The organism is Lewinellaceae bacterium (assembly GCA_020636105.1).
Taxonomy (GTDB): domain Bacteria; phylum Bacteroidota; class Bacteroidia; order Chitinophagales; family Saprospiraceae; genus BCD1.
Window position 1 is genome coordinate 1,673,699 of sequence record JACJYL010000002.1, and the last position, 14,905, is coordinate 1,688,603.

Sequence of the window (14,905 nt, forward strand, 5' to 3'; positions counted from 1 at the left end):
AAATAAAAAATTGTACCTTTGACGCTTAATTATTTTTCTCCTAACTAAAAATAAAAAATCCATGACTTTTAATCTTCATCAGTATGGAATTGAAGTTGAAAATATTCATCGCAATACCAGTGTCCCCGGTTTGTACGAAATTGCTCTTCGCGCGGAAAAAGGAACGGCAATTTCAGACGTAGGGGCTTTATTGGTTTTTTCAGGCAAAAAAACAGGCCGCAGTCCTAAGGATAAAAGAGTCGTTGTCCACCCGGAATCAGAACATAATATTGACTGGGGTGACGTCAACATCGGGATTGACCAAAATATCTATGCCATTAACAGGGAAAGAGCGATTGATTATCTCAACACAAGAGAAAGACTGTTTGTAGTAGATGCTTTTGCAGGTTGGGACGAAAAGTACAGGATCAAAGTACGGATCATTTGTACCCGGGCCTACCATGCCTTGTTTATGCAAAACATGCTTATTATGCCTACTTTAGAAGAATTGGAAGACTTTGGAAAACCTGATTATGTTATTTTTAATGGAGGGGGCTTCCCCGCAAATGCCCATACCCCAAGTATGACCTCCAAAACCAGTATTGACGTAAATCTCGAAGAGAAAGAAATCGTCATCCTGGGAACGGAATATGCAGGAGAGATGAAAAAAGGGATATTCTCCGTCATGAATTACCTGATGCCACTGCAGGGAGTATTGCCTATGCACTGTTCAGCGAACGTAGGCGAAAAAGGAGACGTCTCTGTTTTATTTGGTCTTTCAGGTACCGGAAAAACCACCCTCAGCGCCGACCCTAAACGCAAGCTCATCGGTGACGACGAACATTGCTGGACGGATGAAGGTACTTTCAACATTGAAGGCGGATGTTACGCAAAAGCCATCGACCTCTCTTTTGAAAAGGAACCCGATATCTTCAATGCCATCCGTTTTGGAACCGTACTCGAAAATGTAGTTTATGACAAGTTAACGAGAACCGTTGACTTTCACGATATTTCCATCACCGAAAATACAAGGGCTTCTTATCCGATTCACTTTATCGATAATATCCAGCTCCCATGTGTTGCCGGGGAACCTAAAAATGTTATTTTCCTTACTTGTGATGCTTTTGGGGTATTGCCTCCGGTGGCCAAATTAACGCCTGAGCAGGCAAGTTATCACTTCATCTCCGGATATACGGCCAAAGTAGCCGGTACCGAAATGGGAATAACAGAACCTGAAGCTACCTTTTCTGCCTGTTTTGGTGCTGCTTTCATGATGTGGCATCCTAATAAATATGCAGAATTATTAGCTAAACGACTTAAAAATTCAAATGCTCAGGCCTGGTTGGTCAATACCGGCTGGACCGGTGGAGCTTATGGCGTTGGGGCAAGATTCAAGCTGAAATATACCCGTGCCATCATAGACGCTATTCACAGTGGCGATTTCGACAATGTGGAAAGCATGGTGGATGACAATTTCGGATTTGAAATCCCATTGGAGTGCCCTGGTGTTCCTTCCAAGAAACTGGTACCCAAGAAAACATGGGAGGAGCCGCTTAAATACGAACAGGTTAAGGCTAAACTGATCAAACTGTTCCAGAAAAATTTTAAAAAATTTGAAGCAGATGTCAATCCGGCTATCGTGGCAGCAGGGCCAAAGTTATAAAGGCGGGAAAAGGCTCTAGGCCAAAAAAACTTTTTAAAAATTGTTCGTCCCGGATTTTGGTTAAAACCAAAATTCGGGATTTTTTTATCCAGGGATTTTTTTAACGGTAATAAGCAGCACAGGTAACTGCAAATGGAACAAAGTTGAGCTCAGCGAAATCCCGCCCATGAAATGTCCGGGAGACATCTTCGACCAAGGAATGGCAGGAATTTGACCCTACCAGAATTATGGGTTGGAATTTGAAGTGTGTTTTTGCTTCGTAGGGTCACCCCGCTTTTACCCCTTCAGCGATTTTGAACTTCCCCTCTATTTGGACAATTCCTTTATGAAAGCAAAAAATAAAATGGAAATCGATGCTTTTGGGTGAATCTTCGATTTCGCAGGTACAAAAATTCTCGGTACTTTTGTGAAATGTCTTCACGAGATCACATATTGGATACGCCGATCGAATACCTTAAGGGCATAGGCCCCAAAAAAGGTGAAATGTTGCGCAAGGAGCTCAACATTCACACCTTTGGCGATCTGCTCCATCAATATCCTTTTCGGTATGTGGATAAGACTCAATTCCACAAGATCAGCGAATTGAATATTGATAGCGGCACCGTGCAATTAAGGGGCATCCTTCGGCGACTCACCGTTTCCGGTGAAGGGCGGCGAAAAAGACTGCAAGGACGGTTCAGGGATGAAACGGGCGTGATGGATCTCATCTGGTTTACGGGTATCCACTGGCTTGAAAAATCGCTGGTGGTAGGAAAAGAATATGTCGTTTACGGCAGGATATCCGCTTTTCGCAACCAGTTCAACATGGCCCATCCGGAGATGGAGGAAGTCAATGAAGACAACATGGAAAAGGCTGCGACTTTTTCCCCGGTATATCCGAGCACTGAGAAATTAAACTCAAAAGGCGTAGAATCCAAGGCCCGGCGGCGCATGATGGAAGCCCTTTTTGAAAAGCTCTCCCCTGCCGATCTGCCAGAGAACCTGCCAAAACAGTTGGTCGCGGCATTCAAATTCCCTTCCCACTTCCAGTCTATGAAGCATATTCATTTTCCGGAAAATCAGGAAAGTTTGTATGCGGCCACCCGGCGATTGAAATTTGAAGAATTGTTCTTTTTACAACTGAGGCTGCTTCAATTAAAAATGGGCAGAAAACAGGCCGTCAAAGGCTATGTTTTTGAACAGGTAGGGGATCAATTCAACGGTTTTTATAATGAAAAACTGCCTTTTGAACTGACCGGAGCCCAAAAGCGGGTCATCAGGGAAATTCGCCGGGATCTCGGTTCGGGTATCCAGATGAACCGGCTGTTGCAGGGCGACGTAGGAAGCGGAAAGACGGTGGTAGCGCTCATGTGCATGCTCCTTGCCCTGGACAACGGGTACCAGGCCTGTATGATGGCTCCGACGGAAATCCTGGCACAGCAGCATTTTATTTCAATCAGTGAATACCTCGAAGGAATGGACATTGAGGTAGCGTTCCTTTCCGGAAGCATTAAAGGGAAAAAAAGGCAGGCCATTCTCGAAAAACTCGCCAACAATGAGATTCAGATTCTCGTGGGCACGCACGCCCTGATCGAAGATCCCGTCCAGTTCAAAAACCTCGGACTGGCTATTACCGATGAACAGCATCGTTTCGGAGTGGCCCAACGGGCTAAATTGTGGAAAAAGAGTACGCCCTACCCTCCCCATGTGCTGGTCATGACCGCAACGCCCATTCCCCGAACGCTGGCACTGACCCTTTATGGCGACCTCGATGTTTCTGTGATTGACGAATTGCCGCCGGGCAGGAAGGAGATCAGTACCATGCACAGAACAGAACATCATCGCCTGCGAGTCATCGGTATCATGAAGGAACAGATTAAGCTGGGTCGACAGATTTATGTAGTGTACCCTCTGATCGAAGAATCAGAAACACTGGATTTGAAAAACCTCGAAGAAGGATATGAAGCCCTATCCCGTGACTTCCCTAAACCTGAATATCAGATCAGCGTGGTTCACGGGCGCATGAAGGCGAAAGATAAAGATTTCGAAATGCAGCGGTTTGTTAAGGGCGAAACACAAATAATGGTAGCCACCACCGTTATAGAGGTAGGGGTAAACGTTCCCAATGCGTCCGTAATGGTCATCGAAAATACGGAACGTTTCGGTTTATCCCAATTGCACCAGCTTAGAGGACGGGTCGGACGAGGCGCTGAACAGTCTTTTTGTATCCTGATGACCGGCTTCAAACTAAGCGCTGAAGGCAAAGAACGCATTCAAACCATGGTTCGAACCAACGATGGGTTTGAAATAGCCGAAGCAGACCTCAGACTCCGCGGGCCCGGTGACATTGAGGGAACGCGTCAAAGTGGTATCCTGGATTTAAGGATTGCAGACATCGCCAAAGACGGGCGCATTCTGCAAACCGCACGGGAAATCGCCTCGCGAATCCTGGAAGAAGATCCCAATATTGAAAAACCGGAAAATAACCCAATCAAACACTACCTGGCCAAAAATAAAAAAGTGCTGAAAGGATGGATTAGGATTAGTTAATGCGGGAATGAGACAAATGAGACAATGAGGGAATGTTGGAGTTTCACCAGGTTAAAAACAACACTTTGAACAATCCCGACCTGCGGTACGGGATGAACTTGGATTTAATTCAAAAAAATAAGGTAACTCGAAATTAAAATACATCAATGAATAAATTAATGCTAAGCGGTCTGATGATATTTTTCATCCTGGCCTTTTCGATAAAAGGGGAAGCCCAACGATTTAAAGGCGGAGTGGTGGTCGGGGCCAATTTCAACCAGATTGACGGGGACGATCTCATTGGATTTCACCAAATAGGCTTCCAGGGCGGGCTGAAGGTGTACACCATCTTCACGGAACGCTGGGAAATGGGGTTGAGCATTTTATATTCCCAACAGGGAAGTAAGGCCGCTGCCACGGATTATAGCTCTTCTTATGATAAATTAAAGTTCAATTTAGTGGAAGTGCCCGTACTGCTGCACTTTAACGAATGGAAATTCAAGTTAGGCACCGGCTTTTCTTATGCCCGGCTGATCAACTATACAACAATAGACATCACCGGGACTGATATTTCTGCTTTACAGGATTATAATTCAAACATTTTTACCTTTATTGTGGAAACCAGTTTGATGACCAATGAGCACCTCTCTTTTAACCTGAGATGGTCCAAATCATTGAGTAATTTGCAGGGGAACTCCGATAACGGGAAATTCCTCAGCAGAGTGATCGGGCTGCGGGCCATTTATCTGTTTTAGCGTTATCTTCAACTAATAATATTAAGCAAAAAAAACTTTTTGAAATGAAAAATTTATTCATGCTAGCGATCTTATCTTGTATCATCTGGGCCTGTGGACAAGGTGGAACGCCAAAAGAAACTCCTGCTACCCAAAGTGCCCCCACTGTTACCCCTGGCGAAGCCAACACATTGCCGGGTTACCCGGAGGAAAAGGCTAAGTTGCTTTTCGACAGTGCTGATTATGTGGATGTAATCTTTTACTATGAGGACTTTTCCATCAACCAAAAAAACCAGTCAGACATCAGGGGAATGCTCAATTACATTTCCACCAATGTTCCGCAAACAATCAATAATTCCTGTCAACCTATTGGGAGGATTTTCTTCCAGATCCAGGGGCGGAATGAGGCCGAGGCCGATATATTCTTTAAGAATGAGTGTTTGTATTTCCTTTTTTACAAAGACGGGAAGTACGCTTATGCCAATAATTTCACCCAGTCAGGAGTAAACTTTTTTACGAATATTTTTGCCCAGGTCAATGCCCAGAAACAAAAGGCAGTCCAGCAAAATTTACAACAGGGACAATAAACACCTATGTACAGATACGCCGTCATGGACTTAGGAACCAATACTTTCCATCTCCTCATTGCCGAGGATGATGGGATTGACGGCTTTCGCGAAATTTACAGGGAAAGGAGGTTCGTTAAACTTGCGGCCAAAGGCATTGGCACCATTTGCCCTGAAGCTATTGAAAGGGGCCTTGAAGCCATGAAAGAGTTCAAAAATAAACTGGAAGAGTTTGAGGTTGAAATCCAAATGGCCCTGGGCACTGCAGCACTGCGTACCGCAACCAATGGTGAGGAGTTTATTAAGAAGGTAAAAAAAGTAACGGGTATCGACATCCAGCTGATCAGCGGATCAAGGGAAGCCCGCCTGATTTACGAGGGGGTCAACTATATGGTGCCCTCCCACAAGGAACCTGACCTGATCATGGATATCGGCGGGGGAAGTGTGGAATTCATCATCGTAAACAAATTCGGGATATTATGGGCACAGAGTTTTCCGGTGGGCATTGCTGTGTTGTTCCATGATTTTCACAAAAGCGACCCCATTTCCATGGAGGAGCGGGAGGCCATACACCAATTCCTGGATGAAGTCCTTACCCCCCTGAACCGGGCTTTTGAAAAATACAAGGTCAAAAGGCTCATCGGCGCAGCCGGTTCCTTTGATGTATTGCAGCATCTGAGTTTACAGGAAGATCCCACCAAACCCTTTTCCATAACCATCGACCAGTTCAAAACTTTTTTCCAGTCCATCGTTTCTGCCACTTTCAACGAACGCCTGGAGATGGAAAACCTGCCGGAGAAACGGGTGGATATGATCGTAGTGGCTTTTATCCTGATGCAACACATTCTCAAAAAAACAGGCGTTCAAAAAATCGTTTTTTCTCCCTATGCAATGAAGGAAGGGGTGCTCCTGCAGATGTTCAATACAAGCAAAAAACATCGGGAAGGAGAATTTCGTGTTTTTTACAATCACAGTATTTACCCGGAATTACTCCGCATGGAAAACAGCCGCAAGCGTTTATTAGTCCTGCTTGGCCTGTCTGCAACACTTCTCGTCATGTTATTGATCCTGGATATTTACATCAATATATTCTTTCTCACCCTGTTGTTATCTCTTCCGGTGGGCGTATATATATTTTTCCTGGCCTCAAAAATCCGGCAATTCGTCCGCACCTTTAAACCACGCATTGTAAACCTCATTCTCCATTTTATGAATGAGCAACTGGTCAATTACAGGGAACTGTCCTATGATCCCAAAAAATTCATCAGTAAAAAAAGATTCCTGCAAAGCGGTATCTTTAGTACAAAGGCTGATTTTTATAAAGGGGAGGATTATATCCATGGCAAGATCGGTGAAATGGATTTTGAACTCAGTGAACTCGATGTCAGGGAAGTATCCCCGGTGAGTAATAAACTACAAGGCATCTTTAAAGGCATTTTCCTCCACGCCATTTTCAACGAGGAAACAGAAGGGAAAATTATTTTGTGGCCCCGAAGTCAAAGACAGTACCTGACGAAAGCCATAAAGAATTTCACCTGGCAAGAGGGAATAAACGTGGATAATGAGATCCTCAATGAATCTTTCAGGGAAAAATTTACCGTTTACGCCACCGAAGACACCCATGTGATCAGCATCCTTTCCGACCCAATGCAGGAAGCCATTGTCCATTTTATCGAAAAGAACAAAAAAGACATCTATATTTCCTTTATCGACAAGCAAATTTATGCCGGCATTACTTCTAAAAAAGATATCCTGGAACCGCGTATCCTGCGTTCGAACCTGAGTTTTGTCCTGATCAAAGCATTTTATGACGATATTGACATGGCCCTCCGGATCGTCCAGGATTTTGACCAGACCCATTAAAGGTTTAAACGCAGACGGGATTCATATAAAACCATTTGATGAACCACCATTAAAAATTCAATTGGGAGCAAAACGACCTCCCTGATCCTAATAGGATGAATCAAAACGTAATTTAAAGGACCAAAGGGACTTTTCTCCAATGATCTGATAATTCAAAAGCTTTTTAATCGTTATTGCATTAAGCTTTTAAAACTCAACCATTATGTGGCAAAAGATATTATTATTTACATTCCTGATCAGTTTTATACTCTTAGGAAACAGTTGTAGTAACAGTTCAGGCAATGAAACAAAAGGCGGGCTGGAAAATCTTGAGGAAGCAGCGTCCGATGCCAACCGGCTGAAAAATTTTTCTTTCGACAAACTCGATGACAACCTTGAGGTGGTAACCATAAAAGACGAATACCACCACACCCTTGAATACAGCCGAAATAAATCGGATTATGCCCGTCAGGGATTGTTTTTACGCAAAGATTCTCTGGGCCGATTACTAGAGGCAGCCAATTACCTCAACGACACCCTGCACGGCAGCAGAATCCTTTTTTTTCCTGAAACAGAAACCAAACAAATTGTGGAACATTACGATCATGGCCAATTTCACGGCAACTTCCAGGCCTATTTCCCCAGTGGCAAACTGGAACAGGAAGGCAACTACGTCCATAATGTAATGGATAGCATCTGGGTGCGCTATTATGAAACCGGGCAAATTAAAGAAGAAGTGACGTTCCGCGACAATGACGAAAACGGCCCTTTTACAGAATACTACGCCAACGGTAACCTAAAGGCTGAAGGATTCTTCAAAGACGGAGATAACGAACACGGGCTGCTCAAACTATATGACGAAGAAGGGGTACTCGTAAAAACAATGGATTGTAAAAACGGTATCTGTAAAACCATCTGGAAAAAAGAAGACATTCAGTAACAAGCGACCACCAACCAGTATCATGACAAAAAAACTACTCCCTCTCCTGTTTTTGACCAGTATAATCGTCCCTTGTTTGGGGCAGATTGGCGGACAAACGACTTATGAATTTATGAACCTGGCAGCCTCCCCGAGGATTTCTGCCCTGGGCGGCCAGGTGATCAGCGTGATGGATGATGATGTGGCACTGGCCTACCATACGCCTTCGTTGCTGAACGAGCAAATGCACCAAAGTCTTACCTTCAACCAGGGATTCCATGTGGCGGGGATAAAATTCGGGTATTTCGGTTACGGTCATCACGTGGAAAAATGGAAAACGACTTTTCACGGGGGCATACAATACACCAGTTACGGGACTTTTGATACAACAGATGATCATGGAGATGTCCTGGGCACTTTTAAAGCCAAAGAGTTTGCCATCACCACCGGAGCCGCTTATCATTGGCAGGAACGGCTTACCATTGGAGCAAACCTCAAACTGATCACTTCTTCCTTTGAATCTTATCACTCTTTGGGGCTCTCTACCGATCTTTCGGTCACCTATTCCGATACTTCCAAAAGATTTACGGCCACCCTGCTTGCCAAAAATCTTGGGGCTCAACTTTCAACTTATGGGGAAGGCAACAGAGAAAGAATTCCTTTTGAAATGCAGGCAGGCATTTCAAAGCAACTTAAATACCTGCCCTTCCGCTTTTCGGTTGTGTACCGTTATTTTGATAAATGGAATATCCTGTACGACGATCCCAATGCAGAAGACCAGATCCTCTTTTTGGGCGAGGAACCCCAGGAACGAAGCCAGGCCTCTATCCTTTTTGACAATCTTTTCAGGCATTTTGTGTTCAGCGGTGAGTTCCTGCTCGGCAGGAAGGAAAACCTCCGGCTTAGGTTTGGCTACAGTCACCTTCGTCAAATGGAAATGACCATCCAGAATTATCGAGGATTCTCCGGTTTCTCTTTCGGTTTCGGCCTAAAAGTAAAAACTTTCCGCCTCGACTACGGCCGCTCGAATTTTCACTTAGGCCAAAAGGTCAATCACATAGGAGTATCTACCAATTTTGGAGACTACCATAGAAAAAGAAGAGTAGTTCGCGGATTTTAGAATCTCCATTCCCCGGCCCAAAGGATTTTAGGGCTTACCACCAGGGAAATTTGATCCCTTTTGCATCCGATTGCCCTGCTTTATCTTTTGAAATTTAAAATTTTACATGAATCATTAATACGCTCTTTCATTCTTTCCTTCCATATAATTAATAAAAGCCTTATTTACCACCTTATTTCCGCCCGGGGTGGGATAATTTCCTGAAAAATACCAGTCCCCCTTATTTTCCGGACAGGCGATGTGGAGGTTTTCTATCGACTGGTAAATGACTTGAACTTCAGGGACTATATTGGGCGGGCTGATGATTTCGGCAATCTTGTCAGACACCTGCTCATAGGTAAATTCATTATACAGTTCGATCAATTCATTTTTGATCTTTTCTTTCGGAAAATGCTCCGTTGCTTTACAGCGCTTATAGGTTTCCTGCAAAAGATGTTCTTTTTTATGGTCTTTCAACAATCCCACCAAAGCTCTGAAAGCTACAAATTCGTTGATTTTCGACATATCAATACCATAACAATCCGGGTAACGAATCTGGGGTGCCGATGACACAATGATGATCTTTTTAGGCTTGAGTCTGGCCACCATTTGGATGATGCTGTCGCGCATGGTGGTTCCCCTGACAATTGAATCGTCAAGCAAAACGAGCGTGTCTACATGATTTTGAACAATGCCATAGGTTACATCGTAAACGTGTGACACCATATCGCCCCTGGAGTCGGTGTCTGCGATGAAAGTGCGGAGTTTCGCATCTTTGACCACGATCTTCTCCACGCGGGGTTTTCGGGAAAGAATCTGTTCCAGTTTTGTTGCATCGAGTTGATCCCCGAGTTCGAGAATTTTCTGTTGTTTGATGACATTCAGTCGTTTTTCCAACCCCTCCACCATCCCAAAGAAGGCGGTTTCGGCCGTGTTGGGAACCGCTGAAAAAACCGTATGTTCAAATTCACCATCAATGGCCTGGGTCACCGTATCTGCAAGTAATTCCCCCAATTTTTTACGTTCGAGATAAATATCACGATCCGTTCCCCGGGAAAAATAAATCCGTTCAAAAGAACAGGCATTTCTTTCCAGTGGATGCTTAAATTGTTTCAGTTTCACCCGCCCGTCATGTTTAATGATCAGGGCATGACCAGGTTCGATTTCCTTGATCAAAGAGAAATGAACATCCAGGGCCGTTTGGATGGCCGGGCGTTCAGAAGCCGCTACGACGATCTCATCATCCGCATAATAATAGGCCGGCCGGATTCCCGAAGGATCCCGCATCATAAAAGCATCTCCATGGCCGATCATCCCAGCGATCACATACCCACCGTCGAACTTTTTAGAAGCGCGCTTGAGGATCCGGTTTACATTGAGCTTATGAATAATCAGTTTATTGATCTTTTCGTTTGAAATTTCGTTGGGTTTGTACCAGGTAAAAAGCCGCTCCACCTCGTCATCGAGGAAATGGCCGATTTTTTCGAGTACAGTCACCGTATCTGACTTCTCCTTCGGATATTGCCCCAATTCCACCAGGTGCCCGAACAATTCATCCACATTGGTCATATTGAAATTTCCGGCGAGGATGAGATTCCTGGTGATCCAGTTGTTTTGTCGCAAAAACGGATGGCAGGTTTCAATGGAATTATCCCCGTGTGTCCCATACCTCAGGTGCCCCAGCAAAACTTCCCCCACATAAGGCTTATTGCCCTTGAGCCAGGCGGAGTCGTTGAGTTTGTCCTCCGGAAGATTTTCAAAGTGCCAGTAAACCTGCTTGAAGAGATCCTCAAGGTAATTGGTGGCCACACTTCTTTTCCGGCTGATATATTTTTCACCGGGGTTCGGATTCAGTTTGATCGTTGCCATTCCGGCGCCATCCTGTCCCCTGTTGCGTTGTTTTTGCATCAACAACCGCAATTTGTTCAGACCGTAGAGTGAAGTACCATATTTTTCCTGGTAATATTCGAGAGGTTTTAACAAACGAACTAAAGCAATTCCACACTCGTGTTTTATTTGTTCACTCATGAAGTATGTATAGAGGTGATTCAAAAGCGCAAAGTTAAGCAGTACAAAAGAAAAATCACGCATTTTTAAAAACACTATTTTGGATTTGTTTTTTACTTTTGCATCAGGTTTAGTCAAACTGCACCATCAGGGTGAACTTTTCCTGACTTCAACAGGTTGAATAATCAGGATGAATGGGCAGGAATATGAAAGAATGCTAATAAACAAACAATGTGCATTCGCTTCATTTTTAAACGATTACAACATTATTAAACAGGCGAAAATAATTATTTAAAATGATAAAGGAACTCGAAGCGTTGAAGGCTGAAGAACGTGAATTGATGATGGATGCCATATCTTTGGTCACATTACTCGTCGCAGGGGCGGACGGTAAGATTGACTCCCGCGAAACAGAATGGGCCACAAAAATCACCAAAATCCGTGGATACAAGGAAAAAGCAGAACTCAAACCCTTTTACCGCGAAGTCGGAGAGACATTTGAGGAAAGGTTACAATATTACCTGGACAAGTTACCTGAAGATGAAACTGAAATGCACCAGTTCATCAGTGACAAACTGGCTAAACTCAACGATATTTTACCCAAGATCGATAGTTGGTATGCTCAATTGTATTATGAAAGTTTATTGAGCTTTGCCAAACACGTGGCCGAATCTTCAGGAGGAATTTTTGGATTTATGGCTATCGATGCCAAAGAAAAAAAGGTCATAAAACTATCGATGATCAACCCGATTGAATTCCCGGAATAATCCGTGCACGCCAGCAATTTCCTGATCCTTCCGGGCATTGGGAATCTGCATAAAACCTGTGTATCTTGGATAATAAAATAGTCGATAATATTGCTGATGCTTTCAACTCGGACCTGCCGCCTGCAGATACGATGGATGAGTATTTGGACAAGATCATCCCACAGATCAGACACCATAGTGAAGACCTGAGAGAAGAAAAATTCTACGTTGAAAAACACTGGATCGAATTCAGGGATGACGATGATTTTCATGAAATCACCATGCACATCTTCAACCCCGAAGGCGAGTACCTTCGATCCATTGACGGCGATTACCATGCCGGTGAATGGCGTTACCTGAGTAATAAACTGATCTTCGGGTTCAAGGAAAGTGAAGGAGAAATATACGAGCTGGCCTTTCTTGACGGCGATTTTTTTATCCTAAAAAAACACGGTAACCCCAAAGCCATGGAAAGGAGGTATTTTGTTCTGGTCAAGGAAGCTGTGGCCCGAAAGGTAGAATGGAGACAAGCCCTCGAACTGCTTTTCAACAAATACAAAAACAACAACAGCTTTTACATCACTGTGGCTGTCATCATTTTGTTGATTATCGCCATTATTTTCGCACTGTCGTAAACGAACTGATAAATATTAATCACCGGACTTGTTACGGCATACCCACCAAAACAGGAGTCATCCCGGCATTCCATGCCGAGGACAGGTTCCCGGAATTTCAAAAACTGTCTGAACTGGAAATTATATGATTATTTGAAGTATTTTTTAAATGTAAAACCTGCGTGCAGACGCAGGAAGGCAGGTTTTGCGGTTTATCTCTTTTTGTAAAAGAAAAATCCCGAATTATATCTAATCAGATAAAATTCGGGATGTCTCATGTTTTAAATTTCCTCTTTTTGCTTATCCATTCATGGAAGCGAGGAATTCTTCGTTGCTGGAGGTATGCAGCATATTCTTCCGCATGAACTCCATAGCTTCTACCGGTTTCATATCGGCAAGGTGCTTGCGGAGAATGATCATCCTCTGCAAAGTATCTTTGTCTAAAAGCAGATCGTCCCGACGTGTACTGGAGACCGTAAGGTCGATGGCTGGATACAGGCGTTTATTAGACAATGCACGATCCAATTGAAGTTCCATATTACCTGTTCCTTTAAATTCTTCAAAGATGACACTATCCATTTTCGACCCGGTTTCGATCAGTGCAGTAGCCAGGATGGTGAGGGAACCTCCCCCTTCAATATTTCTGGCAGCACCAAAGAATTTTTTAGGTTTATGCAGTGCGGTTGCTTCCACACCACCGGACAATACTTTTCCGGAAGCAGGGGCAACGGTATTATAAGCTCTGGCCAGACGTGTGATGGAATCCAAAAGGATCACCACATCGTGTCCGCATTCTACGAGGCGTTTTGCTTTTTCCAAAACCACTCCGGCAACTCTTACGTGATTATCGGCAGGCTGATCAAAGGTAGAGGCAATCACCTCCGCATTAACGCTGCGTTTCATATCCGTTACCTCTTCCGGGCGTTCATCCACCAACAGAACGATCAGGTAACATTCAGGATGGTTTTTAGCGATCGCATTGGCCATATCCTTCAACAGGAATGTTTTACCTGTTTTAGGCTGGGCTACGATCAAACCACGCTGACCTTTCCCGATCGGCGTAAAAAGATCGATCATCCTGTTGCTAAAGTCTCTGCCTGTAGGAGAAACTGTCAGGTTGAGTTTTTCATCAGGGAACAAGGGAGTCAGGTAATCAAAAGGTACCCGGTCACGAACATCCTGTGGATTGAGTCCATTGATCTTGCCCACACGAAGCAGTGCAAAATATTTTTCGCCTTCTTTCGGAGGACGAATGGCGCCTTTAATGGTATCGCCGGTGCGCAACCCGAATAATTTTATCTGGGAAGGAGAAACATAAATATCGTCAGGAGAAGTCAAATAGTTATAATCAGAAGAGCGGAGAAAACCATAACCGTCGGGCATCATTTCGAGGATTCCCTCTCCTTCAATGATCCCATCCAGTTCAATATCGAATCGTGGTTCATCGTCATTATCGGAATATTCCTGTCTGGAATCTCCTTCATATTTATCGTCCCTGTTGTATTTAGGTTCAATGTTTTTTGAAGGAATATCCTCCCTTTTACGTTCATGTTTTACATTACGCTCAGGCTTTTCAACACGTTCAGGCTTTTCGATACGTTCGACTTTTTCGATGCGCTCGGTTTTTTCAACCTGTTCAGGATTTTCGACGCGTTCAAGTTTCTGAATGACTTTTTTCTTTATGACCTTACGCGGTCTTCTTTTTTCTTCCTCAGTAGCCTCGTCATCAACCTTTGAATTTTCTTCAACCTGGGGTTTATTTCTTGCTTCTACAGCAGAGCGTGAGATGATTTTCTTTTTCGGGGGATTTTTGCCTTCCTCAGAAGGGGGGGTACTGGCCCCTACGACAGCTTGTTGATCCAGGATTTTATGAATCAGCTCTTGTTTATTAAACTTCTTATAGCCTTTAAGGCCAAGTTTTTCTGCCAGTTCCTTCAGTTCAGGAACCAACATGTCATTAAGTTGCAAAATATCAATCATAATATTTTTAGTAGATTTCTTTTTGAATGATCCCTTGCCGGGATGAGGGTAAGTAAAATGAAAAATTTAAAATGAAAAATTATAAATATCCGATCACCATTTCTTTACTCCGGATCATGCATTTTATCTTTCCACTTTTTCCCGTTAATAATATTTTTTCGAAAATGAACGTCAGTATTAAATGCCTGGAGGATTCGATTAATGTGAATTGTGTATTATCAGCAGCACAAAGTTTTCTATCAGGGTTA

The 14,905-nt window shown here is 43.7% G+C and carries 11 protein-coding genes; 9 read left to right on the forward strand and 2 right to left on the reverse strand.

Annotation, left to right across the window (positions count from 1 at the left end; all coding sequences use genetic code 11):
- Positions 1-61: 61 nt before the first annotated feature.
- The 7 genes from pckA (at position 62) to porQ (ending at position 9,331) form a co-directional block, all read left to right on the forward strand.
- Positions 62-1,642, forward strand: coding sequence for a phosphoenolpyruvate carboxykinase (ATP) (pckA, locus tag H6571_23730; protein ID MCB9326759.1), 1,581 nt, complete (start codon positions 62-64; stop codon positions 1,640-1,642).
- Positions 1,643-2,053: 411 nt separating this feature from the next.
- Entirely contained in the window at positions 2,054-4,171 is a 2,118-nt protein-coding gene (recG, locus tag H6571_23735; protein ID MCB9326760.1) for an ATP-dependent DNA helicase RecG, read from the forward strand.
- Between the two features lie 146 nt (positions 4,172-4,317).
- Positions 4,318-4,905 (forward strand): outer membrane beta-barrel protein, encoded by a 588-nt coding sequence (locus H6571_23740; GenBank protein ID MCB9326761.1) that lies wholly within the window; start codon positions 4,318-4,320, stop codon positions 4,903-4,905.
- A 44-nt stretch (positions 4,906-4,949) separates the two neighbouring features.
- Positions 4,950-5,471, forward strand: a complete 522-nt coding sequence (locus H6571_23745; GenBank protein MCB9326762.1) for a hypothetical protein — start codon at positions 4,950-4,952, stop codon at positions 5,469-5,471.
- A 6-nt stretch (positions 5,472-5,477) separates the two neighbouring features.
- Positions 5,478-7,313, forward strand: coding sequence for a DUF3137 domain-containing protein (locus tag H6571_23750; protein MCB9326763.1), 1,836 nt, complete (start codon positions 5,478-5,480; stop codon positions 7,311-7,313).
- 202 nt (positions 7,314-7,515) lie between these two features.
- A complete protein-coding gene (locus H6571_23755; protein ID MCB9326764.1) occupies positions 7,516-8,232 on the forward strand; it encodes a toxin-antitoxin system YwqK family antitoxin in 717 nt (238 codons plus the stop codon).
- A gap of 22 nt (positions 8,233-8,254) precedes the next feature.
- On the forward strand, positions 8,255-9,331 hold the full coding sequence (gene porQ / locus H6571_23760) for a type IX secretion system protein PorQ (protein ID MCB9326765.1): 1,077 nt from the start codon (positions 8,255-8,257) through the stop codon (positions 9,329-9,331).
- 114 nt (positions 9,332-9,445) lie between these two features.
- Here the strand turns inward: porQ and H6571_23765 are convergent, their stop codons facing one another.
- Positions 9,446-11,338, reverse strand: a complete 1,893-nt coding sequence (locus H6571_23765) for an amidophosphoribosyltransferase (GenBank protein MCB9326766.1) — start codon at positions 11,336-11,338, stop codon at positions 9,446-9,448.
- Between the two features lie 275 nt (positions 11,339-11,613).
- Between H6571_23765 and H6571_23770 the strand changes: the two genes are divergently transcribed.
- Positions 11,614-12,084: a hypothetical protein gene (locus tag H6571_23770; protein MCB9326767.1), complete on the forward strand. Its 471-nt coding sequence runs from the start codon at positions 11,614-11,616 to the stop codon at positions 12,082-12,084.
- 65 nt (positions 12,085-12,149) lie between these two features.
- Positions 12,150-12,698, forward strand: a complete 549-nt coding sequence (locus H6571_23775) for a hypothetical protein (GenBank protein ID MCB9326768.1) — start codon at positions 12,150-12,152, stop codon at positions 12,696-12,698.
- A gap of 279 nt (positions 12,699-12,977) precedes the next feature.
- Here H6571_23775 and rho read toward each other — a convergent pair whose 3' ends face one another.
- Complete coding sequence (gene rho, locus H6571_23780; GenBank protein MCB9326769.1) at positions 12,978-14,657, reverse strand: transcription termination factor Rho; 1,680 nt, start codon at positions 14,655-14,657, stop codon at positions 12,978-12,980.
- Positions 14,658-14,905: the final 248 nt, after the last annotated feature.

What these genes read in the sequence shown, in the direction of transcription:
- pckA (MCB9326759.1), top strand. Translation starts at nt 62, where the DNA reads ATGACTTTTAATCTTCATCAGTATGGAATTGAAGTTGAAAATATTCAT.
- recG (MCB9326760.1), top strand. Translation starts at nt 2,054, where the DNA reads ATGTCTTCACGAGATCACATATTGGATACGCCGATCGAATACCTTAAG.
- H6571_23740 (MCB9326761.1), top strand. Translation starts at nt 4,318, where the DNA reads ATGAATAAATTAATGCTAAGCGGTCTGATGATATTTTTCATCCTGGCC.
- H6571_23745 (MCB9326762.1), top strand. Translation starts at nt 4,950, where the DNA reads ATGAAAAATTTATTCATGCTAGCGATCTTATCTTGTATCATCTGGGCC.
- H6571_23750 (MCB9326763.1), top strand. Translation starts at nt 5,478, where the DNA reads ATGTACAGATACGCCGTCATGGACTTAGGAACCAATACTTTCCATCTC.
- H6571_23755 (MCB9326764.1), top strand. Translation starts at nt 7,516, where the DNA reads ATGTGGCAAAAGATATTATTATTTACATTCCTGATCAGTTTTATACTC.
- porQ (MCB9326765.1), top strand. Translation starts at nt 8,255, where the DNA reads ATGACAAAAAAACTACTCCCTCTCCTGTTTTTGACCAGTATAATCGTC.
- H6571_23765 (MCB9326766.1), bottom strand. Translation starts at nt 11,338, where the DNA reads ATGAGTGAACAAATAAAACACGAGTGTGGAATTGCTTTAGTTCGTTTG.
- H6571_23770 (MCB9326767.1), top strand. Translation starts at nt 11,614, where the DNA reads ATGATAAAGGAACTCGAAGCGTTGAAGGCTGAAGAACGTGAATTGATG.
- rho (MCB9326769.1), bottom strand. Translation starts at nt 14,657, where the DNA reads ATGATTGATATTTTGCAACTTAATGACATGTTGGTTCCTGAACTGAAG.